The sequence below is a fragment of the Achromobacter sp. UMC46 genome (assembly GCF_014170335.1).
GTDB lineage: Bacteria > Pseudomonadota > Gammaproteobacteria > Burkholderiales > Burkholderiaceae_B > Achromobacter.
Genome location: NZ_LZZS01000003.1, coordinates 342353 through 364782, shown reverse-complemented (window position 1 = coordinate 364782; position 22430 = coordinate 342353). Strand labels below are relative to the sequence as shown.

The following is a 22430-nucleotide window of genomic DNA, read 5'->3' as shown; positions in this document are numbered from 1 at the left end:
TCGTTACGACGCCACCCCAAACGGGGTCTTTGACATCATGACATCATGATGTCATGATGGCTCCTATGAACACCGCCTTCTTACATGGGATCCCCCTATACGCGCAGGTCGAATCGGCACTGGCCTCGGAGATCGCTTCCAGAGTTCTCCCCACTGGAAGCCAACTTCCGCCAGAAGAGCACTTAATTCAGAGATTCGGCGTCAGCCGGACTACGCTGCGCAAGGCTATAGAGAATTTGGTCGCTCGCGGGCTGGTTGAAATACGGCGCGGCAAAGGGACTTTTGTCACGCAACCCCGGCTCACGCAGGAATTGACCGAACTGACGGGCTTTGCGGAGGACATGATCGTCCTGGGCAAGGACCCCACGGCGCAGTTGCTGGACAAGCGGATCGTGGAGGCCGACGGAGAGGTTGCTCAACAGCTCAACCTGGCGGTCGGCACCAAGGTATACCGGATCGACCGCTTGCGGCTGGCCGATGGCATCGCCATGTCGTTCGATGAAACCTATTTGCCGCTGGATATCGGCGAGAAAATCGTCAGCAATGATCTGGACGTTGAGCCGATCTTTGACCTGCTTGAAAAGAAATACCTGGTGCCGCTGATCGAGGCACGGTATCAGCTGGAGTCGGTAACGGCCGACGGCCACGTTGCTGCCGCGCTGGGCGTGAACGTCGGGGCACCGATTTTTCTTATCGTGCGAACCTCATTTACCGAGGGCGGCAAGCCGATAGACTACGAAAAACTGTTCTACCGGGGAGACCTGATCCGGTTCTCCACGAGGCTGCTGCGCCGGGCAGGGAAATGATGGAGTTCCCTTCCGTGGCCTTGTCCACGACCCTTTGGCTATTTGCCGCCGCCTTTGGCGCAAGCGCCCTGGGCGGCGTGCTCGGCATGGCGAGCGGGATCTTTATCGTCCCGATCCTTACCCTGCTGTTTGGGGTCGATATCCATGTGGCCATCGGCGCCAGCATCGTTTCCGTGATCGCATGCTCCTGCGGCAGCGCAGCCCCGTTTCTCAAGGCGCGACTGACCAATGTGCGGCTCGCCATCGTTCTGGAAACCGCCACGACAGTCGGCGCGCTGACGGGCGTTCTGCTCATCGGCATCATTCCGACGCAGTTCCTGTATTTCCTGTTCGCCGCCATCCTCGTCCTGTCCGCGCAGCAGATGCTGGCCCGCCGCCGGGAGGCGCTCAACACGCGCGCGCCGGATGCGCGCAGCTGGGCCACGAGGCTGCGCTTGCACTCCGAGTTTCCGGATCGCGCGCTTGGCCAGGACGTGGCCTATCAGGTTGGCCGGCTGCCGTTAGGCCTTTCCCTGATGTATGGCGCCGGCCTGATTTCCGCGCTGCTGGGCATCGGCTCCGGCGCACTGAAAATTCCGGCGATGGACACGGCCTTGCGGCTGCCTATCAAGGTTTCATCGGCGACCTCCAACTTCATGATCGGCGTCACGGCCGCTGCCAGCGCGGGCGCGTACCTGGTGCGTGGCGACATCGACATAGGCATCGCCGGCCCAGTCGCGCTCGGTTCGGTGGTCGGCGCCCTTGCCGGCGCGCGCATGCTGATGCGGCTGCCGGCCGACAAGCTGCGCATCTTTTTTGTGATCGTGCTGGTCCTTCTGGCCGTGCAGATGCTGCTGAGCGCCTTTGATACCGCCATTCCGAGCGGCCACTGATGAAACAGCCCATCAATGCAATCGAAAAGAACGACAGGCTGATCGCCGGCCTGCTTTGGTATGGCACCTGGATTGCGTCGGCAATGATCGCGGTGGGCATGACCATGATGGCATTCTGTCAATTCGGCTATGCCGTGCCGATTCTGAAAGGGGGATTCTGGCTCGTCAAGGCTGGCGTCGTAGTCTTCATCTTGCTGCCAGTGGCACGCGTGGCGCTGTTGTCCTGCATGTTCCTCCGCGAACGCGATTACGTCTTTGCGGGGCTATCGTCCTTTGTGCTGGCGGTCATTGGGGTTGGGGTTCTGCTCGCGCTGTGAGAAGCAGGCGCCAATGCCCGTTATTCAACGGACGTAGTCATGCCGTTCAGCAGGAATGCAAGAATCAATTTCCCTCAGGCTCATCTATACCTCTTCGCATGCGCATTTTGCTTGGGGGTGAAGATGACTCGGCCCATCCATTGGACGGTCCCGGTCCGGGCTGGCGATTTCGACAATGTGAAAATTTGAGATTTGTAAGGCCTGCCCCTTGTCTGACATGGATCAGCACAGGCCGTTAGAATATTCGGACACACGGTTTGCGGGCCAACAATGGCTCTTAAGTTCCAGGCAAACATAGGTCCGAAAAATGGCACGACATACGCACCATCCATCGGCGGGGGCCAACCAGCCTGCGCCGGCTCATCTGGCGGAAATGCTTGATAGCCTTAGCGACGGATTCATGTCGATAGACAAGTCTTGGCGCTTCACGTACCTCAACGATACCGCCGAGCGATATTTGCAGCAGGACCGGCAAAACCTCCTCGGACGCGGAATCTGGCAGTGCTACCCGGACTTGGTGCACTCCGGCTACTACCGAATCTACCAGCAGACAGCGGCTACAGGACTTCCCGGCTGTCACACTGGCTATTACGCCCCACTTCGTACTTGGTTTGAAGCGCGCTCATTTCGCCACGATGAAGGCATTACGGTGCTTTTTCGCGACGTCACGCGCGAACACGAGCACGCTGCCCAGTTGGAATTTGAAGCGAGCCACGATTATCTGACGGGCTTGGCCAATCGACGCAGTTGCATGGAAGCGCTATCTCGTGCAGTCGCGGACGCAGCCGTGCCACGCGCACCGAATGGCGTCTCTGTCGCGGTGCTATTTATTGACTTGGACCATCTCAAGGAAGTCAACGACGCGCTCGGACATGCTGCCGGTGATGAATTGCTACGTAATTTTTCGGTAAGGCTTACTGCCAGCCTCGGACCGGCCTTTTTTGCTGCGCGCGTAGGCGGCGACGAGTTTGTTCTCCTGTTACGCAACACCACAAAAAGCGCAGCAGAAGCGTGCGCATTTTCGGTACTCAGCTCGCTTGCGATGCCGTTCGAAATAGGCGGTCGAATGATCTCTCTGTCCGCCAGCATTGGTATCGCGGTAATGGGAGAAAACCCGGAAACCGCCGAGACATTGCTGAGTCAGGCCGATACGGCCATGTACGCAGCCAAGTCGGCCGGCGGGCTTCAAGTCCGCACGTATGACGTGATACTGGACCGGGGCGTGCGCAACCGTGTCGCGCTGCGCTCCGATCTCCGTGCGGCATTTTCCGAGAACCAGTTCGAGCTTCATTTTCAGCCTCAGATATCACTTGCTGACGCCTCACTGATCGGTGCTGAGGCGCTTCTTCGCTGGCGTCATCCCGACCGGGGCTTGCTGACTCCTGACGCGTTCCTGGCTCTGCTGCTTGAGTCCCCCTATGAAAGCACACTAGTCGAATGGCTGCTCAATACGGTTTGCCTGCATATCGCCGCATGGCAACGGATGGGCGTCACCGTACCGCGAATCAGCCTGAATCTATCGGCTCGGCAACTACTCGACATGGAGCTCGCAGATCGAATTCGCCATGTCGTCGGGAAACACGGCATCTCCGCCGCCATGCTCGATGTGGAAATTACGGAAGACTGCCTGGTGAGCGATATCGACATGGCGACTTCAGTTCTCGCCACGCTGAAACAAGCCGGGCTATGCACGTCGCTGGACGACTTCGGTGCGGGTTACTCAAGTTTGAGCTATCTGGTCCGACTGCCTGTGGACACTCTCAAGATCGACAAATCCTTTGTCCGCGGGCTGGCGGTGTCAGACAAGGCCTCGGCGGTAATTCGAGGCATCGTTGGTCTTGCTCGTTCGCTGGGCATGAAAACTGTCGCCGAAGGGGTCGAGCATCAGCATCAGGCCGATGAGTTGAAGGACGCCGGTTGCGACTCCATCCAGGGTTATCTGGTTAGCCGCCCGTTGAGCTCAGAGGCCTTTGTAGAGTTTCTGCGACGACGGTCGGTTGCATAGCGCCGAAAGCATAGCGCAGTCTCCCACCGTTCCGACCAAAGGCTGCTTCGGGTCAGCGGCGGACTTCGACGAGGGGTTGCCTCCGGCCAGTTTCAGACGTTCAGCGAGTTGGAATCTGTAAACTACCGAAACCAGCAACCTACGGATTAAATGACCTTTACGACTTCCGAACAGAAGCCGTTATACGAAAGTCTCGAACATGACAGGCAAAACGTTCAATCAATCAGAGCTCGACTTTTTCCGTAGAGAAGGGTACTTACGATTGAGCCATGTACATTCCAAGCGGTGTCTGAAGCCGCTTCGGGAGTGCATTCTGGGAGAGCTATCGCGGCTCAAGGTCTGGGCCGGCGGCAAAAGTCTTGGCAGTTCACTGAACAATTTGTCGCCGTTTCAGCAGATCGCAAAGCTATCCTCGATGGTGAAGATTGCGGATCTGGATGAAACGCTGAACACGGCGGAAATTCGCAACGCAATCGCAGACCTGACCGGCAGAGCCCCGCAATCCAGCCAAGGCACGCAGCCTTTGCTGTCCCTGTCTCATCAAGGGCCATGGTCTCTGGGCCGCCTGAACTGGCACGTTGACCTAGCTGCGAAATCCGGCGCTGAGATCCCCGGCATCCAGGTGTTCTATCTGATCGACGACGTTATTGAACACGGAGGCGCGACTTTAGCGTTGGCCCGTTCTCATCGCGTGGCGGGTGAAACGGCTGGGAGGCTTCGTAGTTCGTTGAAAACGCCAGTTGATCTCGAAGCTGTTCTCAGCACAACCGACACTGAGATCATCGAGATGTCGGGACGGGCTGGCGATGTTTTTTTGATGGATATGCGCGTGCTGCACACCCCCTCCGTCAATTCGACCAGCCGTATCAGGATGATGGCCACGACTCGTTTCGATCTGCGTACTAGCAGATGAGCAATCAATAAAAGATGTCAGACTACAAATTCGCGGCATATGGCTGGAGAAATTGTAGTCTCACACCTTTATCCTTCTCGAACCCCACTTCCACCCTTTGACGGAGCCTTCCATGGTTGAGACATCCAAGGTAAAAGGACCTGCCTCCTACTTTCCTTCCATCGAAAAGACTTACGAAAAACCAATAACGCATTGGATGGATATTCTTCAGAATGCGGGTCCGCTAAAACACATGGAACTCGTCAACTGCCTAAAGACGCAGCACCAGATCGGTCACGGTCACGCAAACGCCTTAGTGGCGGCGTTTCTTGCGAAAAAGTAGCGCGTCAAAAGACATGCCGCAGAATCATCCGCTACAAATCGAACGTTGCTCGACGAAGTTTGAACGGTAGCAATGGGTCGAGAGCGCCGGGCGTCAATGGCGGTTTCCACAATCAGCAACAGCGACATCAAGTTGAATCCGGACGGGAAAACATTCGACATCTATTTCGTGCCGGAGAGCGAGTATGGCAAGGGCAAACACGCCAACGAACTGATCATTCCTACCGCGCCTTTCTGGACTTGCACGCGCATCTACATGCCGGGCGCGTCCGTGGTTGAAGGTGCATACAAGCTGCCGAAACTTGAGAGTTGATCATCGTCCAACAGGCAGCCCGAGGCGCGCGATCGCGCGTCGCGGGTCGGACGTCATCTGGCCTTGTCTGCATGCACACACAAGAATGGTTTGTGACCGCGAACGACGACCGTGTTGTGGTCGGCATTGATCATTGCCCCAGCGTTCAGAACGTACGGAACCCATTCGATGCGGCGCACGAAGGCGACGCTCAGGTCATTCGCCAGTATTGACCTGCACAGCCAAACGCCGCTAGGATTGTAGGCATGACTACTCGCTCCATATCCCTCTTTTCGCTGGTCCGTGCATGTTGTCAGAACGTGCCGGGGGAAACTGCGTCTAGCAATTAGCTACACGCTAAATCCATCGCCTCTGGCCGCCCGTTGCAAAACCGGCGGCTTTTTTGTTTTGCCTGCGCCCTTCGATACGGAGAGAGTTGATGCCACTTGCGTTGTATGACACCTGGTCGCGTACCGTGCGCTCGTTCACGCCAATCCACGCCGGCCACGTCGGCATGTATTGCTGCGGACCCACCGTCTACGACCATGCGCATATTGGCAATCTAAGGACGTATGTGTTTGAAGACATTCTGCGCCGGGTACTCATTCGTAACGGCTACGAGGTCCGTCACGTCGTTAATATCACCGACGTCGGTCATCTGACTTCGGATGCCGACGAAGGCGAAGACAAGATGGAAAAAGGTAGCAGACGGACCGGGGAGTCCGCCTATGCTATTGCTCAGCGCTACACCGAGGCGTTCTTCGCGGATTGGCATGCCCTCAACTTGCTGGAGCCGACGGTATGGTGCCGCGCGACCGATCACATCGCCGAACAGATCGCCTTTATCGGCGAGTTGGACCGGTCCGGCTATGTGTATAGGACCAACGACGGTCTCTATTTCGACACAAGCAAACAGGATGACTACGGCTTTCTGGCCCGGCTCGACCGTGCCGGCCTGCAGGCGGGCAAGCGCGTAGCACTTGGCGCGAAGCGGAACATCACGGATTTTGCGTTATGGAAGTTCAGTCCGGAGGGCGTAGCACGGCAGATGGAATGGGATAGCCCATGGGGGCGTGGATTTCCGGGCTGGCATATTGAGTGCTCGGCCATGTCGGCGAAACACCTCGGCATCTGGTTCGACATCCACTGTGGCGGAGAAGACCATATCGCCGTGCATCACAGCAACGAAATTGCGCAAACACAGGCGGCCTACGGCACTCGTCTTGCGAATTTCTGGATACACGGACATTTTCTAACACTCAATGCCGACAGCAAGATGTCGAAGTCGAGTGGGGATTTTGTTCGCTTGCAGACCTTGCGCAGTCGGAACATCGATCCCCTTGCCTATCGTTACCTGTGCATGACAGCTCATTACCGGAGCAAGCTGCATTTCAGTTGGGCGTCTCTTGGTGCAGCGCAGACAGCCTTGAACCGGCTGCGGCATCTCTATTCCGGTTGGTCGGACGGGGGCCGCATCGATCCGGATTTCGCCGCACGCTTCAACGCCGAATTGAATGATGACCTGAATCTGCCGAGGGCATTGGCCGTGCTATGGGAACTCGTCAAGAGCGAGCTCCCACCTGCGACCTTGAAAGCGACCGTGGACAGCTTTGATTTCGTACTGGGCCTCGGGTTACGCGATTGGAACCCAGTTACGTCTGACATTCCGGAAAGTATCCGGGTGCTGCTCGGTGAACGCGCTCAAGCCCGAGAGGCAAAGAACTGGGCAAAAGCCGATGAAATACGGAAGATGTTAAACACCCGAGGCTGGAGAGTCGAGGATGGCAACGACGGGCAACGCCTGACTGAAATCTCCACGCCCCCCACAGATATCGGAAGCTAGTGGAAACAGCATGGGCGCCGAACTGAATGTCCGGTTGGCACAGGCTCGATTGACCGTTGTGGGTTGTGCAGTCGAAAGCAGACATCCAGGACGCTGCGCACCAAAGAACAATCGAACAATCGCAACCTCCATCCAAACGTCCCGCCCCCTACCCTTGCCGCACGCCCATCATCGACCTCGATAACCGGCTGGCTGCGGCGAGAATGGGCTCTTTCAGTTCGAGCAGCACGCTTTCCGTCAGGCGCGAAATCGGCCCCGAGATGCAGATCGCGCCCTGCAACGTCCAGTTGATGCCGTAGACCGGGGCGGAAATGCTGGAAACCTCGGCATCGCGTTCGCCCAGGGACATCATGTAGCCCGCGCGGCGCACCGATTCGTAAGGCTCGCCCGGCTCTCCGGAAAACGCGAGCAGTACCCGTCCCGGGGAACCCAATGCAAGCGGCAGCGCCGCGCCGACCCGCACATGATGGCGGATCGATTTGGGCCCTTCGACCCGCGCCATGCAGATGCGCTGTTTGCCCTCGCGCACATAGAACGTGGCGCTTTCTCCTGTTGCCGCCGATAGATCCCTCAGTACCGGCTGCACGATTTCCACAATGTTGAACGTGGCCTGGTAGCAGGCGCCAAGCCAACCGGCCGCGCGCGCCAGGCGCCATGTGCCGTCTGGCCGTTGCGCCAGATAGTCATCCATCGCCAGCGTGCGCGCCAAGCGCAATACGGTGGACCGGTGAAAGCCGGTACGCCGGCTCAGTTCAGCCAGCGGCAAATGGGTGTCGTCCACGCCGAACGCCGCAAGGATGCTCATCGCCCGGCGCACGGCCACCACGCCGTCTTCCGCCGGGGCCTGGTCAGAATCCTGAAGTATGTCTTCGTTCATTATGCGGAACATGTTTCGCTGTACGGACTTGCATTGTATTCAGCGGAACAGGGATTCACAATGCTCTCACCAAAAACAAATATCGGAGACAAACCATGAAGCAGATCGCGCGTGTGCTTTCGGGGCTGGCCCTGGTGTACGTGAGCGGCCTTGCCGCCGCTCAGGGCTACCCCAACAAACCCATTCGCCTGATCGTCCCTTTCCCGCCCGGTGGCGGCACCGATGTGCTGGCCAGAGAGGCCGCGATCAAGGTGGCTGGCAATACCGGCTGGAACATCGTCACGGAAAACCGGCCTGGATCGGGCGGCAACATCGGCGTGGATACGGTGGCCAAGTCGGCGCCGGACGGTTACTCGCTGGTGCTGGGCCAAACCAGCAACCTGGCGATCAATCCCACGCTCTTCGCCAAGCTGCCCTATGACCCCGAAAAGGACCTGACCGCTATCGGCCTGGTCGCGGACGCGCCGCTGGTGATTGTGGTGCCCGCCAACTCGCCGCTGAAGACTTTCGACGACATGATCGCCGCCGCCAAGGCCAAGCCGGAGTCCCTGAACTTCGCCAGCTCGGGCAACGGCACCGTGGCCCACTTGGCTGCGGTGCAATTGCAGAATGCCGCGGGCATCAAGCTCACGCACGTCCCCTACAAGGGCGCGGCGCAAGCGTCCAATGACCTGATCGGCGGTCAGATCGACATGTACCTGTCATCGGTGCCCACGCTGATCGGCCACGTGCGCAACGGCAAGATGCGGGCGCTGGCGGTGACTTCGGCGCAGCGTGTGCCCGACATGCCCGACGTGCCCACCATTGCCGAACGCGGCTTTCCGGGCTTTGAAGCCGTGACCTGGTTTGGCCTGGCCGCGCCGGCCGGCACCCCCAAGGACATCGTGCAGCGCCTGAACGCCGAGTTCAACAAGGCCCTGCAGGCGAACGACCTGCGCGTGAAGTACCAGGAACAGGGCGCTCGCGTGCTTACCAGCACGCCCGAGGGATTCGCCAAGCTGATCCACGACGACCGCATCCGCTGGGGCAAGATCGTCGACGAATCGGGCGCGAAGGTCGAGTGATTGGCCATGCAGGCCGCAAGGCGGGCTTCGACAAATGGGGCACGGTCATTGGCGACGCCGGCATCAAGCCTGCCTGATCACTCTCTGCATCACCCTCTTCTCCAAACAGGAATACTCATGGCCAATCAAGACATCATCAAGGAATTTCCCCGCGTCAGCGCCGATGTCGTGCGTCGCGCCGCCGACCTGCAACCGGCCATCCTGGCCGACGTGGCCGGCCGGCGCGGCGCCCTCAACGGCCGCATCCGTCCGCTGCATCCCGGCATGAAGCTTGCCGGCACGGCGCTGACGGTCGAAGTGCGTCCCGGCGACAACCTCATGATTCACGCCGCGATCTCCCTGGCCAAGCCGGGCGACGTTCTGGTGATCGACGGCAAAGGCGACCTCAACTCGGCTCTGATGGGCACCATCATGATGAATGCCTGCCGCAAGCTCGGCATCGCAGGCGTGGTGATGGACGGCGCCGCGCGCGACACGGTCGAGATCATCGAGATGGACTACCCGGTGTTCGCCGCCGGCACGAATCCCAATGGCCCGACGAAGAACGTCCCCGGCCGCATCGGCCATCCCGTGTCGGTGGGCGGCGTGACGGTCAATGCCGGCGACTTCATCATCGGCGATGCCGACGGCGTGGTCGTAGTCGAGCGCGAGAAGATCGAAGGCCTGTTGCCCGCCGCCGAAAAGAAAGTGCGCGATGAAGCGGCGCGCATCGCCGCCATTCAGGCAGGCGACACCGAAGCCAAATGGCTGAGCGCGGCCCTGCGCGCCGCGGGCGTCCTGAAAGAAGGGGAATCGCTGTGAATACCGCCGCGACGGGCAAGCCCGCCATCGTCGTGACCGCCGCCGACCTGGCGCCCGAGGCGCTTGCGCTGCTGCAGGATTTCGAGCTGGCTTTCGCTGGCAAAACACCCACGGAGAACGACATCGTCGCGCTATGCCGCGAACACAACCCGGTCGCCATCATCGTGCGCTACAGCAAGGTCGGCGCTGCGGCGATGGACGCCGCCCCCGCCTTGCGCGTGATCTCCAAGCATGGCAGCGGCACCGATACCATCGACAAGACGGCAGCCGCCGAACGCGGCATCCAGGTCGTCGCGGCAGTCGGCGTGAACGCCGCCGCCGTGGCGGAACAGGCGCTGGCGCTGCTTCTGGCCTGCGCCAAATCGGTCGTCGGGCTGGACGAGCGCATGCGCGCGGGCTACTGGGACAAGTCCACCCACAAGAGCCTTGAACTCGGTGGCAAGACCATCGGCCTGATCGGCTTGGGCGCGATCGGTCAGCGCATGGCGGTCATGGCCCACGGCCTGAACATGCGGGTGATCGGCTTCGATCCATACGCCAAGCACTTGCCGGGCGGCATCGAGAGCGTGCCGTTGGACGCGATCTGGCGCGAGGCCGATGTCGTGTCGCTGCACTGCCCGCTGACCGACGAGAACCGCGGCATGATCAACGCGGCGACGCTGGCGCAGTGCAAACAGGGCGTGATCGTGGTGAATACCGCGCGCGGCGGCCTGGTCGACGAAGACGCGCTGTTGCAGGCCGTGCGCTCAGGCCATGTGCTGGCTGCGGGCCTGGACAGTTTCGCCGTGGAACCCATGACGGCCGGCCATCCGTTCCAGCAGGAGCCGCGCATTGTCCTCAGCCCCCACATCGGCGGCGTCACCAGCGCGGCCTACGTCAACATGGGCGTGGCCGCGGCGAGCAACGTGCTCGATGGGCTGACGCGCGCCCAAGCGCACGCCTGATGGGCCGCGCCATGCCTCAACGATGGAAGCACGCGCCCGCCGGCACGATCCTTTACGCGCAGGCGCTTCACCCCAGGCTGATGCTGGCCAAACCAGACCTGCACTGACCCGCCCGACATGGATCTTCCGGGCGCGTGGCCTGCAGCGCGGGCCACGTATCAAACCCGTGACGTTACGAATGCAATTGCTACAGCTCCCCTGGCAGCGTGGCCAAGCGCACATGATTTGTCGCATTGGCCCTTCCGCCTGCTCGCGGCCGGCCGCCGCGCGGCGCTACGATGACCGCAGTCATCTTCAGCATCAGGAGCACATCATGAAAATCAATCTCCGCCATGCCGTTACCGCGGCAACCCTCGTCGCGGCGCAGTGTTTCGCGGTTTCTGCCCACGCGCAGTGGCTTGACGCCGTGAAAGGCCAGATGGGCGACAGCTTGCCCTCGTCGTCGCTCAGTCCGGCCACTGCGGGCAATGCGGCCGGCGTGCTCGAATATTGCATGAAGAACAACTACTTGAGCGGCGGCGACGCGCAGGCCATGAAGGACAAGCTGATGGGCAAGGTATCCGGTGAACCGGCCAAGGCGAAATCCGACTCCGGGTATCTGGCGGGCGTGCAGGGCATGCTCAACGGCAGTGACGGCAAGTCGGTCGACCTGAGCGGCGGCGGGCTGAAGGAAGAAATCACCCGCAAGGCGTGCGATCAAGTCCTCAAGCACGGCGCGTCGCTCTTGTAAGGCCGGACGCCCGCAGCGCGCCTTCAGAGGCCGGCAGGCATCAGTTGCTGTTGACCCAGTCCTGCGTATCCCGGACAAACCAGGGAAGATTCAATCTTTCCCCTTCGCCGGACTGTATGGTCAAACGCTGGTCCGTAGACCCCGGGGCGCTGTTCGCCTTCGCCGTGGAAGAGGTCCGGCTCCGATAGTCCATATCGGTTTGCCGGGGCGGACTGTCCGCGCAGGCGGCGATCGACGCGCATACGGCCACGGCAAGGACGGGCCGCAGCGCTAAACGAAGAATCTTCATGATATTTGGGTTCCCGCTGGTGGCACAGGCCGGCGTGCCGGACAAACAAGGCCTCTACGCCGTACCTTACTCGCAATTCCTTAATTTCCCAGATCTCCCTTTTTCGTCAATCCATGAAATCGGTGGCTTCCGATGAGCCTTTCCATGCGCCCAGGTCCTTCGCGACGGACATGGATTTGGCCACGGCAAGTTCATTGGCGATTTTTCCGGCAAACAGATGCAGCGGCGGTTTCTCGACGCTGGCGGCCTGGATGATCAGCATCGCCAGCCTGTCCGGGTCGCCGGCCTGATGCCCGTGCAGCGTGCCCAGATGCAGGTCAAGCGAGGCTTTGGCTTCGGAATAATCATCGATCTGGCGCTTGGCCACGGCCAGCGCGCCGCTGGACAGAAAATCGGTGCGGACGGGGCCGGGGTAGACCACCGTGGCGTGGATGCCGAACTCCGCCACTTCCGCGGCCAGCGATTCGGTCAACCCGGCCAGCGCGAACTTGCTTGCCGCGTAGCTGCCCCAGCCCGCGTATCCCCCCTGATAGCCGACGATGGACGCGATATTGATGATGTGCCCATGACGCTGCGCACGAAGCGTTGCAAGCGCGTGGCGCAGCACGGCCACCGGCGCGAAAAAATTGACCTCGAAGTTCTGGCGGATTTCTTCATCGGACAAGGCCTCGACGGTGCCCTGCTGCGCATAGCCGGCGTTGTTGACGACCACATCGATGCCCCCAAAAGTCCGCACGGCCTGCGCGACCGCCTTTTCGACGCTTCGATCGTCGGTCAAATCCACTTCCAGCGGCAGGAAGGCGTCCGACGCCTGTCCGAACACGTTCGTCAGCGAAGCGCAAGTGCGCGATGTAGCGGCCACACGATGGCCTTGTTCAAGCAGGTGCTTGGCGAGTTTTTGGCCGACGCCCTTCGATGCGCCGGTAATGAGCCAGATACGGGATGGTGTTTTCATGATGACGATCCAGGATTGAGTGTGTGTCGTTGATGGGATTTGTTGTGTTGTGGCGCGCCGGTGCCCTGCCCGGCGCTCAGAACGGGCTGGCGGTGGGGCGCACGACGATTTCGCTGACATCGACATCGGCCGGCTGCTCCACGGCATAGGCGATTGCACGAGCGATGGCATCGGGGGTGATGGCGACGCGGCGAAACGCCTGCATGGCCAAGCGCGCGGTATCGTCCGAGATGGAGTCGGCAAGTTCCGACTCCACGACGCCCGGGCAGATCACCGTGACGCGGATCTTGTCGGTCTCCTGGCGCAGCCCGTCGGAAATGGCGCGAACGGCGAACTTCGTGGCGCAATAGACCGCGGCAGTCGGCGACACGGACAGGCCGCCGATCGAAGACATGTTGATGACCTGGCCGTGCCCTTGCTGCTCCATCGTCGGCAGGACAGCGGCGATACCGTGCAGCACGCCGCGGATGTTCACATCGATCATCCGGTCCCATTCGTTCACCTTCAGCGCGTTCAGGGGCGAAAGCGGCATCACGCCGGCGTTGTTGATCAGCACATCGATGCTGCCGAACGCGTCGAGCGCAAAGCGCGCAAACGCCGCGACGTCCTCTGCCGACGTGACGTCAAGCTTGCGGTACCGGACGATGCCCCCTGCTTCCTGCAGCGACGTCGTCAATTCGGCGAGCCGCTCGGTGCGGCGGGCGCCGATGACAAGCCGATGCCCTTGCGCGGCGAGCAAACGGGCGGCACCCTCGCCGATGCCGCTGCTGGCACCGGTGATCAGGATGACTTTCGATTTCGGGGTGGGGGTTGCCATCTTGCATACTCCTATTCATCGATCAGAATTGACCGGAGTCTTCCCCTGGTCTTGCCGCGAGATGCGCCTGACAGGTTTCGGCCAGCCTAAAGGTGGAATTCATGCATCGGCCGGTAGAAGAATGGTAGGAAAACGCGGGCCCGAGGCGAATACCTGGTCCGATCCCGTTATTGCCTATTCCTATCATTTCGGGTGATGCCGCCAGAAGCACGGCGCTAGAATGGCGCCTATCGCGTCAAGAAGGAGAAGGCGGTGTCCAACGTCCGCAATTCCGGTTCGATGGAAATGGTTCGCCTGTTGCAGAAACTGGCGCCCAGCGAGGGATACACCCAGTCGGCGCTCGACAGCGTGCGGCTGATGCGGTCGGACCGTCCGCTCGGACGTACGCCCGTGCTTTATGAACCCAGCATCGTGATTGTTTGCCAGGGTCGAAAACTCGGGTTCCTGGGCAACGAGGTGTATACCTACGACTCGCAGCACTACCTTGTGCTGTCCGTGCCGCTGCCGTTCTCCACCGAAACGCAGGCCTCGGCAGAAGAACCCATGCTTGCGGTGTCGATCCGCCTGGACCTGCTCGAACTCAGCGACCTGATCACACAGATCGGCTCGGCCGGAAAACATGCCGAGGCGCCGCCCGCCGGCATGGCGTCGACGCGGCTGGAGGGGCACCTGGCGCAGGCCACGCTGCGGTTGCTGGAAGCCCTGACGGATCCTCTGGATGCGCAGGTGCTGGGACCGGATATCGTGCGCGAGATCTGCTATCGGGTCCTCACGGGCGATCAAGGCGGAGCGATGCGTGCGGCGCTTGCGCATCACGGGCGATTCGGGCGCGTCGCGCGGGCGCTCAAGCGTGTCCATACGGATTATGCGCAGCCGCTGAATGTCACTCGTTTAGCCGAGGAGGCCGGCATGAGCGTGCCCGCGTTCCACGCCAACTTTCGCGCGGTGACGCAGACATCCCCGATCCAATACATCAAGTCGACCCGCCTGCATCAGGCGCGCCTGATGATGATCCGCGACGGCGTGACCGCGGCGGCCGCAGCAGCCCGCGTCGGATACGAAAGCGCGCCTCAGTTCAGCCGCGAGTTCAAGCGGCTGTTCGGACGGACGCCCCTGGATGAGGTCCGCGACATGCGGGAATCTTTTACCCTTTCGCCGGCAGTCCGCTTCGGCGCCTGATCCCCTTTCCCCACATCCGTAGACTCCTAACCCGAAGACTCCCCATGCGACAACGTTTTCCCAATTCCCTGCTGACGATCGCACTCGTCGTCAGTATCGGCATGTCTGGCGGCCTGGCACGCGCCCAGACCCCATCGACGCCAAAGGTGCAAGCTGGCGAGGGGCGCCCCTACGAGGTCGCCGACAGCGAGGTCTGGGACGTGCCCGACCCGGTTTCAGGGCGCGGCTACCAGGTCTTCGTTGCTTTGCCGGCGTCCTATGCGAAGCAACCGCAGCGGCGCTACCCCGTGCTTTACGTGACCGACGCCGACTACGCTTTTCCGATCATCCGGCAATTGGGACGCCGCCTGAATGTTGAAGGCCCGCGGATCGAAGAATTCATCCTTGTCGGCCTGTCTTATGGAAAAGGCGAGGACGGCGGGGTCAGCCGCCAGCGTGACTACACGCCGACACAGAACGGCCCCAGCACCGCGCCAGCCGGTGCGATCCATGGACAATCGCGCGCCTATCAAAAGTATCTGCGCGATCAGGTCAAGCCCTTCATCACCGGCCGCTATCGGGCCGATCCTGCCAGAGCCCTCTTCCTCGGCCATTCCTACGGCGCCCTGCTTGGAACACAGATCCTCTTCACCGAACCGGGCCTGTTCAACGGCTATATTCTCGGCAGCCCGTCTCTCTGGTACGACAAACGCCACGCCTTCAAGGTCGAAGCGCGCTATGCCCAGCAGAATCAGGACCTGCCGGCGAAGGTCTATCTGTATGTCGGCGCCTTCGAAGCCCTGCGCAAAGGGGACCGGCGCTACAACCAGACGGTGGACATGGTCGCCGACAATCGGGCTTTGGAGACGACCCTGCAGAGCCGAAAGTATCCGGGCTTGACGTTGAAGTCAGAGGTCTTGAACGACGAGGACCATCTCAGCGTCGCGCCGCGCGGCTTCACGCAGGGCCTGAAGTATCTGCTGCCGGCGCGCTGACCGCTAGCTGGCAGGCCCCTTTCCGCTCAATTCTGTTCGCGGCTTAGTCAACCAGATCCACCGACCGCATGTCGCAGGTCGTTTCGGCCGATGTGCTGATGCCGCGAATCCACGCCCGCCCCCGCGTGCGGTCCTTGGGGGCAGGCGGCTCCGACTTTGCACTGAATTGCATCGCGTAATCCAGCAGCAAGCCCCGGGCCTTCAATAGTTGTATTCTTTCGGCCGTTGCAATCATTCGCGAGGGAGCGCACGTGCATTGCCAAACTTGTGGGGCAGCGCATCGCGGCCGCGGCCGTCTTTGCGACGAATGCCAAAAAACCTTGTCCGGCCTTTCCGGCCCGAAGACGGCCCCGGCACCCGCCGGCGAATTCAATACCGATCAGGACGTCAAGGCGCCTGCGCGTCAAACTCCGCCCCCCGACGAAGGCGGCTGGAGCGGGCCGAAGCTCCTTCGGACCGACGTCATCCCCATTGCGCTTGGCGGCCATTTCCTCAAGCGCGGTTGGCTCGTGGGGGTGGGTGCCGCCGGCCTGATCGCCACGATCTGCGACACGGTTTTCAGATGGGGCGTCTGGTGGTTCTGGCTGGTGGTTCCAAGCGGATTCGCGTTCTTTATCGGCTATCGCTTGATTCAAAAGCGGTTTATCCGGGTTGCGGGCCTGATCAATTTCGAAGCGGACAAGTCGGGGCGGGTCTATCTCACCACGCTCAGCGGGGACTGCCCGGTGTGCGACGGCGAGGTCAAGCTCAAGGATGTCGGCCCCAAGCGCTACGTCAAGACCGTCATGCAATGCACGAAAGACGCCACGCATCGATGGGAATTCGACCCCCGGCGCCTGGACGAGCTGTAGCCGCGACCGGCCGGCCTCATGCGGTTGTGCCAAAATTGTCCTTCAAGTACCCCGCGCGCCCGAGGCTCCCGCCGGCGCCGGGCTACAGTGCAAAGGTGGATGCCCCGTCGCCGAGGGCCGGCCAGCCAACGAATTCAGGAGAATTACCGCAGTGAATGACACCCGCAATCCGGACACAGGGTTCGCAGAAGACCGGAAGGAACAGGAACCCAGGCTTTGGCGTGACGACGGCTGGACCGCCCGGATCATCAAGAACGAAGACGACGACGGCTGGGCCGTGGAAATGACGCTGGACGGCCAGGCCGAGCCGGCCCTGGTCGGCCCCTGGACCATGGGCCGCGACAAGAAGAACCCCAAGCCGCTCGACTCCTCCGCGTTTTCCACCCTGGTCAAGACCGCCAACGAAGTCCTGCGCCGCCACGAACAGCAATTGCATGCGACGCTGCACAAAAGCGTGAAGATCGACGCCGCCGCCGGCCGCCTGACCATCAAGCTGGATATCGTTCCCGACGAGGACGAGCCCTACGCCGTGCTGAGCGCCTACGATGAATTTGGCGAACAACTGGCCCAGACCCACGTGGCGCCGACGTACAAGCTGAACGTGCAGCGCGCATCGGACTGGGCTGCCGGCGGTTTCGGCAAGCACGGCTGATCCGGCAGAAAAAGCGGGGCGCAGCCGGCGGCGGGTTTTTTGACCTTCTGAAGGAGAGCGACCATGCCTAAGTTCGTAACGATCGGATATGGGGACCAAGCGGGTTACGATCGCACCCCGGCGGCCATGCGCGACGCCGCCCATGCACATGACGCCACCTTGCGAAAAGGCGGCGCATTGATGGGCATCGCAGGCCGCCCCGTGCAAGTGCGCAATCCCGAAGCCGCCGGGGTTGAAACGACGAGCGAGCCCTACCTGAGATCGTCCTTGCCGGTGGCTGGCTTCGCCATCATCGAGGCGGCCGACCTGGCCGAGGCCATAGACATGGTGTCGCGTACCCCCTGCGCGGTTGCGCACGGCGTGGTCGAGGTCTGGCCGCTGGAACAGCCGTAGCGGGTCAGGCTGCCGCCGCCTGCATGCGCAACCATTGCGCCACCGCCTGGACTGGCGCCGAGGGCGGCCGGTCGGCGTACATGGCCAGGTGAAAGGTGTGCCCATCGATCACAGGCCCGAAGGGCTGCACAAGATGGCCGGCTTCCAGCTCATCGGCGATCAACGCCAAACTGACCAATGCGATGCCATGGCCGGCGACGGCCGCCTGGATGGCGTGGCCCTCGTCGGAAAACCGTAGCTGGCCCGCTTCGGGCGGCGGCGGGCGCTGCGCGACCTTGAACCAGCGCTCCCAGGTCGGGTTATCCGGCTGAGGCCGTTTCCAGTCGAAACGGATCAACGGCACGCGCCCCAGGTCGTCCGCCGACACGACGCCCAATCGCGGATTGGCCACGGGAGCAAACCGGTCGTTGAACAGGGGTTCGGTCACAAGACCGGGATACGGTCCTTTGCCATAGCGGATCGCGATATCGACCGCCGCCGACCGCAGGTCGACGAGATCGTCGCTGGCCTGCAACTGCAAGTCGACGCCGGGATGCCGTGCCCGGAAATCGCTCATGCGCGGCACCAGCCACTTCACGGTGAACGCATTCGTTGCGGAAATACTCACCTGGCTCCGCGTGCGCTGTTGCGTCAACCGCGCCAGCGTCGCCTCGAACGCGTCGAACCCGTCACGCAGCACCGGGTACAGCTGCGTCCCGGCGTCGCTTAGCGACACCTTGCGCACTTGGCGGTCGAACAGCACCAGTCCGGTCTGCGCCTCAAGCGCACGGATCTGATGGCTGACGGCAGTTGGCGTGACCGCCAGTTCCGTGGCGGCGGCCTTGAAGCTGCCCAGGCGCGCAGCGGCCTCGAAAGCCCGAAGCGCAGAGAGCGGAAGATATCGGCGTTGCATGAATCTCAGTGGCCTATAGGTGAGAAATTCTCTTCTTATAGCTGACAATTGAACCTTTGTCACAGGCAACGCGAATTCCTACAGTAGCGGTACGGATCGGCCATTCATCGCCTGATCCTCCTACCCACCATAAGTGAAGGAATTCGCACCATGCTGCAACGTGTCATCACCCAGCCCGACAATTACGCGCCCTTCCTGCTCTCGCAGGGCATCCGGTTCAACGACCTGCTCTTCATCTCTGGCCAAGCGGGCGCCAGCGACGACGGAAAGATCGTCGAAGGCGGTTTTCTTGCCCAAGGCGAGCAAGCCTTCTCCAATCTGCGCCGTGCGCTGGAAGCCGGGGGCTCCAGCCTGAAGGACGTGATCAAGGTCACCATCTTCGTGACCGACATGGGGCATTTCGACGACGTGGTGGCGCTGCGCCGCCGCTTCTTCTCGGCCCCCTACCCGGCCGACACGATTGCGGAAATCAAGGCGTTGTACGACCCCGCCGCCATGATCGAAATCGAAGCCATCGCGGCCGTCCGCCAACCGGAGGGCCGCTGACATGAACACGCTGGCTGATCGTCCGGCAGGCGACGTGCAAACGGCGCGCGCCACGCTATTCACGCCGCTACGGCTGGGCCACGGACTTGCCCTGTCCAACCGCCTGGCCGTGGCGCCCATGACCCGCGTCAGCGCCACGGCGGATGGCCACGCCACGACGCAGATGGCCGACTACTACGAAGCCTTCGCGGCGGGCGGCTTCGGCCTGGTGGTCACCGAAGGCATCTATACGGACAAGGCTTTTTCGCAGGGCTACCTGTTCCAGCCCGGCCTGGCCGACGACGCGCAGCGCGATGCGTGGCGGGCCGTGGTGGACCGGGTGCATGCGCGTGGCGGCCGCATCGTCGCGCAACTCATGCACGCTGGCGCGCTGTCGCAGGGGAACCCCTATCGCCTCGTGACGAAGGGCCCGTCGGCCGTATTGCCCGCCGGCCGACAAATGGTCTTCTATCGCGGTGAAGGTCCGTACCGGATGCCCGAAGCCATGTCGGCCGACGACATCTCCGAAGCGATCGAAGGTTTCGCGCAAGCCGCGCGCAGAGCGCAGGAGGCGGGATTCGACGGCGTCGAAATACACGGCGCCAACGGGTACCTGCTGGACCAGTTCCTGACTGCCCACACCAACCTGCGCAACGACCGCTACGGCGGCAGCCTGGACAATCGCCTGCGCCTGACGGCGGAAGTCATCCACGCCGTCCGGCGGGCGACGCCGGCGAATTTCATCGTGGGCGTGCGCAGCTCGCAAGGCAAGGTCAACGACTTCACGCACAAGTGGGCGGGCGGCCACGCCGATGCCGCGCAGATATTCGGCACGCTCGGCGCGCTGCCCATCGACTACCTGCACACGACCGAATTCGAAGCCTGGCGCCCCGCCTTCGGCGCGTCCGGCCCGAGTCTTGCCGCCTTGGCGCGGCAACACGTTTCGGTGCCCGTGCTGGCGAACGGTTCGCTGCATGATGCGATGCAGGCCGACGGGATGCTGGCAAGGCAGGAAGCGGACTTCGTTTCGCTGGGCCGCGGCGCGCTCACGCATGCCGACTGGCCCGCAAGACTACGCGCGGGTGACGAACCTGAGGTGTTCGATCGAGGATTGCTGGCACCGATCGCCGATCTGGCCAACGCGGTCCGTCACCGCGCGGAGCGGAATCTCTAATGGAAGCCGGCCGGCAGCGGACCGCTGAAACGCGAGGATTAGAGGTGATCGAGCTTTAACCGTGTCGCCAGGCAATCGACGAAAGCACGCACCTTGGCGGGCGGAAGCCTGTTCTCCCGCCAGAGTGCGTGGATAGGCACGGGCTTGGGCTCGAAATCCTCAAGAATGGTTTCTACCTGCCCCGACTCCAAAAGGTGCCTGATCTGCCACATTGGCGAATAGCCGATACCGAGTCCGGCGCTGACGGCGGAGTAAATCGCCGCCATCGTATTGGTGCGGAACGCCCCGCGGACCCCGACATTGCGCGGCTTTCCGGCAATCTGAAACGCCCACTGACTCGGACGCTGGTCGATCGTCCTGACGATGCAGGCGTGCCGGCGCAATTCCGAAGGATGCGCGGGGCGGCCATGTCGTTCAAAGTAGGACGGCGCGCCGAATACGACCCTGCGCAGCGCCCCCAGCCGCTTCCCTTGCAGGCCGGAATCTGGCAGGTCTGCGATCCGCACGACCAGGTCAAGGCCTTCGCCGGAGAGGTCGACAAAAGAATCTGTCAGTTGCAGATCGACTTCAACCTGCGGATACGCCCGCATGTATTCCGCGATGACGGGCACCAGGTAGTCGGGACCGAACAGTATCGGCGCCCCTACGCGCAAGGTGCCTGACGGCGCCGTACGGCGGTCGGCGACCTCCAGCCGGGCCTCGCCTATTTCCTCCAGCGCCGGCTTCACCCGACGAAAGAAGGTCTCGCCGGCTTCACTAAGCGCGGAATGCCGCGTGGTGCGGTGGACAAGCTGAACGCCCACATCCTCTTCCAGCGCCGCAAGGGAACGGCTGACGGCCTGCAGCGTGCGCTCAAGGCGGCGGGCAGCCTTCGTCAGACTTCCCGTTTCAGCAATATGGATGAATGCTTCAAGATCTTCGAGCCGACTCATCTTTATCTCGTATATCGTATATCGTGATTCAGAATATGATTCTTAATGGATTGTTTCACTAATAGTGAGAATTTACACTGCTCTCATTCGTGCCTCGACACCAAGGAGAAGCCAGTGCAATCCCCTCAACCCATTGTTCTAGTCGTAGGAGCCACCGGCAAATTCGCGCGCTTGGTAATCCCTGAATTGCAGCGCCGCAACGTCGCCGTCCGGGCGCTGGTGCGTGACGAGGCACGTGCTACGGTCGCCCGCTCCCTCGGCGTGACGGAGGTCGCCATCGGAGACCTCCGTGATATCGACAGTCTTGCCAGGGCAACGGAGCGTGTGGACGGCGTCTTCCATATCGGCCCCGCATTCGCCTCCGACGAGGCGGCAATGGGTGTCGCCCTGGTCGAAGCGGCGGAGCGGAACGGCGTAAGGAAATTCGTCTTCTCATCGGTCATCCAGCCAACAAACACGCGTCTGGCCAATCACGCCAGCAAGATTCCGGTAGAGGAGGCCCTTTACTCGTCCCGCCTGGAATACACGATCCTGCACCCTGCCAACTTCATGCAGAACATTGGTCTGGCCTGGCCGTCAATTCGGGACCACGCCTGCTTCGGCGAGCCCTTTCCCAACGACACGAGAGTCGCTCGCGTGGACTATCGGGATGTCGCGGAAATTGCCGCAATGGCATTGACCGAAGACAGGCTGGCCTTCGCTACGTTGGAGCTGTGCGCCGGCATGTTCAGCCGGATGGACATCGTGGCGGCCTTGTCGGAAGCGCTGGGATCTCCGATCGCGGCGCAGCAGCCTGATTTCAGCGAATGGGTGGCGAATGCGCGCCTCCCATACAGCGGCCATCAGCTGCTTCTGCTGTCAAAAGTCCTCGACCACTACCAGGCGTACGGGCTCGGGGGAAATAGTCTTGCGCTAAGGGCCGCGCTTGGACGGGAACCGCGCTCGCTCCGCCAATACGTCAAGGATCTGATCGCCGAAAAACAATCAGCCAATGCCAGCAAGGAAGATTGAA

At 61.7% G+C, this 22430-nt stretch carries 26 protein-coding genes; 20 read left to right on the top strand and 6 right to left on the bottom strand.

What is annotated here, in order from left to right:
* Window positions 1–53: 53 nt before the first annotated feature.
* The 8 genes from A9973_RS02185 to cysS all read left to right on the top strand — a co-directional run bounded on the left by A9973_RS02185 (window position 54) and on the right by cysS (window position 7369).
* Window positions 54–806 (top strand): GntR family transcriptional regulator, encoded by a 753-nt coding sequence (locus A9973_RS02185; RefSeq protein ID WP_370539425.1) that lies wholly within the window; start codon window positions 54–56, stop codon window positions 804–806.
* A 14-nt stretch (window positions 807–820) separates the two neighbouring features.
* A complete protein-coding gene (locus tag A9973_RS02180) occupies window positions 821–1678 on the top strand; it encodes a sulfite exporter TauE/SafE family protein (RefSeq protein ID WP_370539424.1) in 858 nt (285 codons plus the stop codon).
* A complete protein-coding gene (locus A9973_RS02175; RefSeq protein WP_183012121.1) occupies window positions 1678–1995 on the top strand; it encodes a DUF1634 domain-containing protein in 318 nt (105 codons plus the stop codon). The genes A9973_RS02180 and A9973_RS02175 overlap by 1 nt, the downstream gene beginning before the upstream one ends.
* Window positions 1996–2368: 373 nt before the next feature.
* Window positions 2369–4000, top strand: coding sequence for an EAL domain-containing protein (locus A9973_RS02170; protein ID WP_183012120.1), 1632 nt, complete (start codon window positions 2369–2371; stop codon window positions 3998–4000).
* A 199-nt stretch (window positions 4001–4199) separates the two neighbouring features.
* Window positions 4200–4913 (top strand): phytanoyl-CoA dioxygenase family protein, encoded by a 714-nt coding sequence (locus A9973_RS02165; protein WP_183012119.1) that lies wholly within the window; start codon window positions 4200–4202, stop codon window positions 4911–4913.
* A gap of 112 nt (window positions 4914–5025) precedes the next feature.
* Window positions 5026–5235: a DUF4287 domain-containing protein gene (locus A9973_RS02160; protein ID WP_183012118.1), complete on the top strand. Its 210-nt coding sequence runs from the start codon at window positions 5026–5028 to the stop codon at window positions 5233–5235.
* Window positions 5236–5307: 72 nt separating this feature from the next.
* Window positions 5308–5547, top strand: a complete 240-nt coding sequence (locus A9973_RS02155) for a hypothetical protein (RefSeq protein WP_255468979.1) — start codon at window positions 5308–5310, stop codon at window positions 5545–5547.
* Between the two features lie 418 nt (window positions 5548–5965).
* On the top strand, window positions 5966–7369 hold the full coding sequence (cysS, locus tag A9973_RS02150; protein ID WP_183012117.1) for a cysteine--tRNA ligase: 1404 nt from the start codon (window positions 5966–5968) through the stop codon (window positions 7367–7369).
* Between the two features lie 148 nt (window positions 7370–7517).
* Here cysS and A9973_RS02145 read toward each other — a convergent pair whose 3' ends face one another.
* The gene (locus A9973_RS02145) at window positions 7518–8246 is read right to left on the bottom strand and encodes an IclR family transcriptional regulator (protein WP_255468978.1); all 729 of its coding nucleotides are present in this window, start codon (window positions 8244–8246) and stop codon (window positions 7518–7520) included.
* Between the two features lie 95 nt (window positions 8247–8341).
* On the opposite strand from A9973_RS02145, the gene A9973_RS02140 reads away from it, so the two are divergent.
* The 4 genes from A9973_RS02140 (at window position 8342) to A9973_RS02125 (ending at window position 11785) form a co-directional block, all read left to right on the top strand.
* Window positions 8342–9310, top strand: coding sequence for a tripartite tricarboxylate transporter substrate binding protein (locus tag A9973_RS02140; RefSeq protein WP_183012115.1), 969 nt, complete (start codon window positions 8342–8344; stop codon window positions 9308–9310).
* 117 nt (window positions 9311–9427) lie between these two features.
* The gene (locus tag A9973_RS02135; protein ID WP_183012114.1) at window positions 9428–10111 is read left to right on the top strand and encodes an RraA family protein; all 684 of its coding nucleotides are present in this window, start codon (window positions 9428–9430) and stop codon (window positions 10109–10111) included.
* Window positions 10108–11055, top strand: a complete 948-nt coding sequence (locus A9973_RS02130; RefSeq protein WP_370539423.1) for an NAD(P)-dependent oxidoreductase — start codon at window positions 10108–10110, stop codon at window positions 11053–11055. Before A9973_RS02135 ends, A9973_RS02130 begins: the two co-directional genes overlap by 4 nt.
* 178 nt (window positions 11056–11233) lie before the next feature.
* A complete protein-coding gene (locus A9973_RS02125) occupies window positions 11234–11785 on the top strand; it encodes a DUF2501 domain-containing protein (RefSeq protein ID WP_183012112.1) in 552 nt (183 codons plus the stop codon).
* A 40-nt stretch (window positions 11786–11825) separates the two neighbouring features.
* Here A9973_RS02125 and A9973_RS31025 read toward each other — a convergent pair whose 3' ends face one another.
* From A9973_RS31025 to A9973_RS02115, 3 genes are all read right to left on the bottom strand, one after another.
* Window positions 11826–12074, bottom strand: a complete 249-nt coding sequence (locus tag A9973_RS31025) for a hypothetical protein (RefSeq protein ID WP_255468977.1) — start codon at window positions 12072–12074, stop codon at window positions 11826–11828.
* A 106-nt stretch (window positions 12075–12180) separates the two neighbouring features.
* Window positions 12181–13029, bottom strand: a complete 849-nt coding sequence (locus tag A9973_RS02120; RefSeq protein WP_183012111.1) for an SDR family NAD(P)-dependent oxidoreductase — start codon at window positions 13027–13029, stop codon at window positions 12181–12183.
* 76 nt (window positions 13030–13105) lie between these two features.
* A complete protein-coding gene (locus A9973_RS02115; RefSeq protein WP_183012110.1) occupies window positions 13106–13846 on the bottom strand; it encodes an SDR family oxidoreductase in 741 nt (246 codons plus the stop codon).
* Window positions 13847–14131: 285 nt separating this feature from the next.
* Between A9973_RS02115 and A9973_RS02110 the strand changes: the two genes are divergently transcribed.
* The 5 genes from A9973_RS02110 (at window position 14132) to A9973_RS02090 (ending at window position 17895) form a co-directional block, all read left to right on the top strand.
* On the top strand, window positions 14132–15025 hold the full coding sequence (locus tag A9973_RS02110; protein WP_183012284.1) for an AraC family transcriptional regulator: 894 nt from the start codon (window positions 14132–14134) through the stop codon (window positions 15023–15025).
* Between the two features lie 44 nt (window positions 15026–15069).
* Window positions 15070–15999 carry an alpha/beta hydrolase gene (locus A9973_RS02105; protein WP_220805323.1) on the top strand — a complete coding sequence of 310 codons (930 nt, stop codon included), beginning with the start codon at window positions 15070–15072 and terminating at the stop codon, window positions 15997–15999.
* 320 nt (window positions 16000–16319) lie between these two features.
* Window positions 16320–16850: a hypothetical protein gene (locus A9973_RS02100; RefSeq protein WP_183012109.1), complete on the top strand. Its 531-nt coding sequence runs from the start codon at window positions 16320–16322 to the stop codon at window positions 16848–16850.
* Window positions 16851–17001: 151 nt separating this feature from the next.
* Window positions 17002–17502, top strand: a complete 501-nt coding sequence (locus tag A9973_RS02095) for a hypothetical protein (protein WP_183012108.1) — start codon at window positions 17002–17004, stop codon at window positions 17500–17502.
* Window positions 17503–17565: 63 nt separating this feature from the next.
* Entirely contained in the window at window positions 17566–17895 is a 330-nt protein-coding gene (locus A9973_RS02090; RefSeq protein WP_183012107.1) for a YciI family protein, read from the top strand.
* Between the two features lie 4 nt (window positions 17896–17899).
* On the opposite strand, the gene A9973_RS02085 is transcribed toward A9973_RS02090, so the two are convergent.
* Window positions 17900–18787 (bottom strand): LysR substrate-binding domain-containing protein, encoded by an 888-nt coding sequence (locus tag A9973_RS02085; protein WP_183012106.1) that lies wholly within the window; start codon window positions 18785–18787, stop codon window positions 17900–17902.
* A gap of 150 nt (window positions 18788–18937) precedes the next feature.
* On the opposite strand from A9973_RS02085, the gene A9973_RS02080 reads away from it, so the two are divergent.
* Window positions 18938–19333: a RidA family protein gene (locus A9973_RS02080; protein ID WP_183012105.1), complete on the top strand. Its 396-nt coding sequence runs from the start codon at window positions 18938–18940 to the stop codon at window positions 19331–19333.
* Window position 19334: 1 nt separating this feature from the next.
* On the top strand, window positions 19335–20486 hold the full coding sequence (locus A9973_RS02075) for an NADH:flavin oxidoreductase (RefSeq protein ID WP_183012104.1): 1152 nt from the start codon (window positions 19335–19337) through the stop codon (window positions 20484–20486).
* 38 nt (window positions 20487–20524) lie between these two features.
* Here the strand turns inward: A9973_RS02075 and A9973_RS02070 are convergent, their stop codons facing one another.
* A complete protein-coding gene (locus tag A9973_RS02070; RefSeq protein ID WP_183012103.1) occupies window positions 20525–21418 on the bottom strand; it encodes a LysR family transcriptional regulator in 894 nt (297 codons plus the stop codon).
* 114 nt (window positions 21419–21532) lie between these two features.
* Here A9973_RS02070 and A9973_RS02065 point away from each other — a divergent pair, with 114 nt between their 5' ends.
* Window positions 21533–22429, top strand: a complete 897-nt coding sequence (locus tag A9973_RS02065; protein ID WP_183012102.1) for an NmrA/HSCARG family protein — start codon at window positions 21533–21535, stop codon at window positions 22427–22429.
* Window position 22430 lies beyond the last annotated feature (1 nt).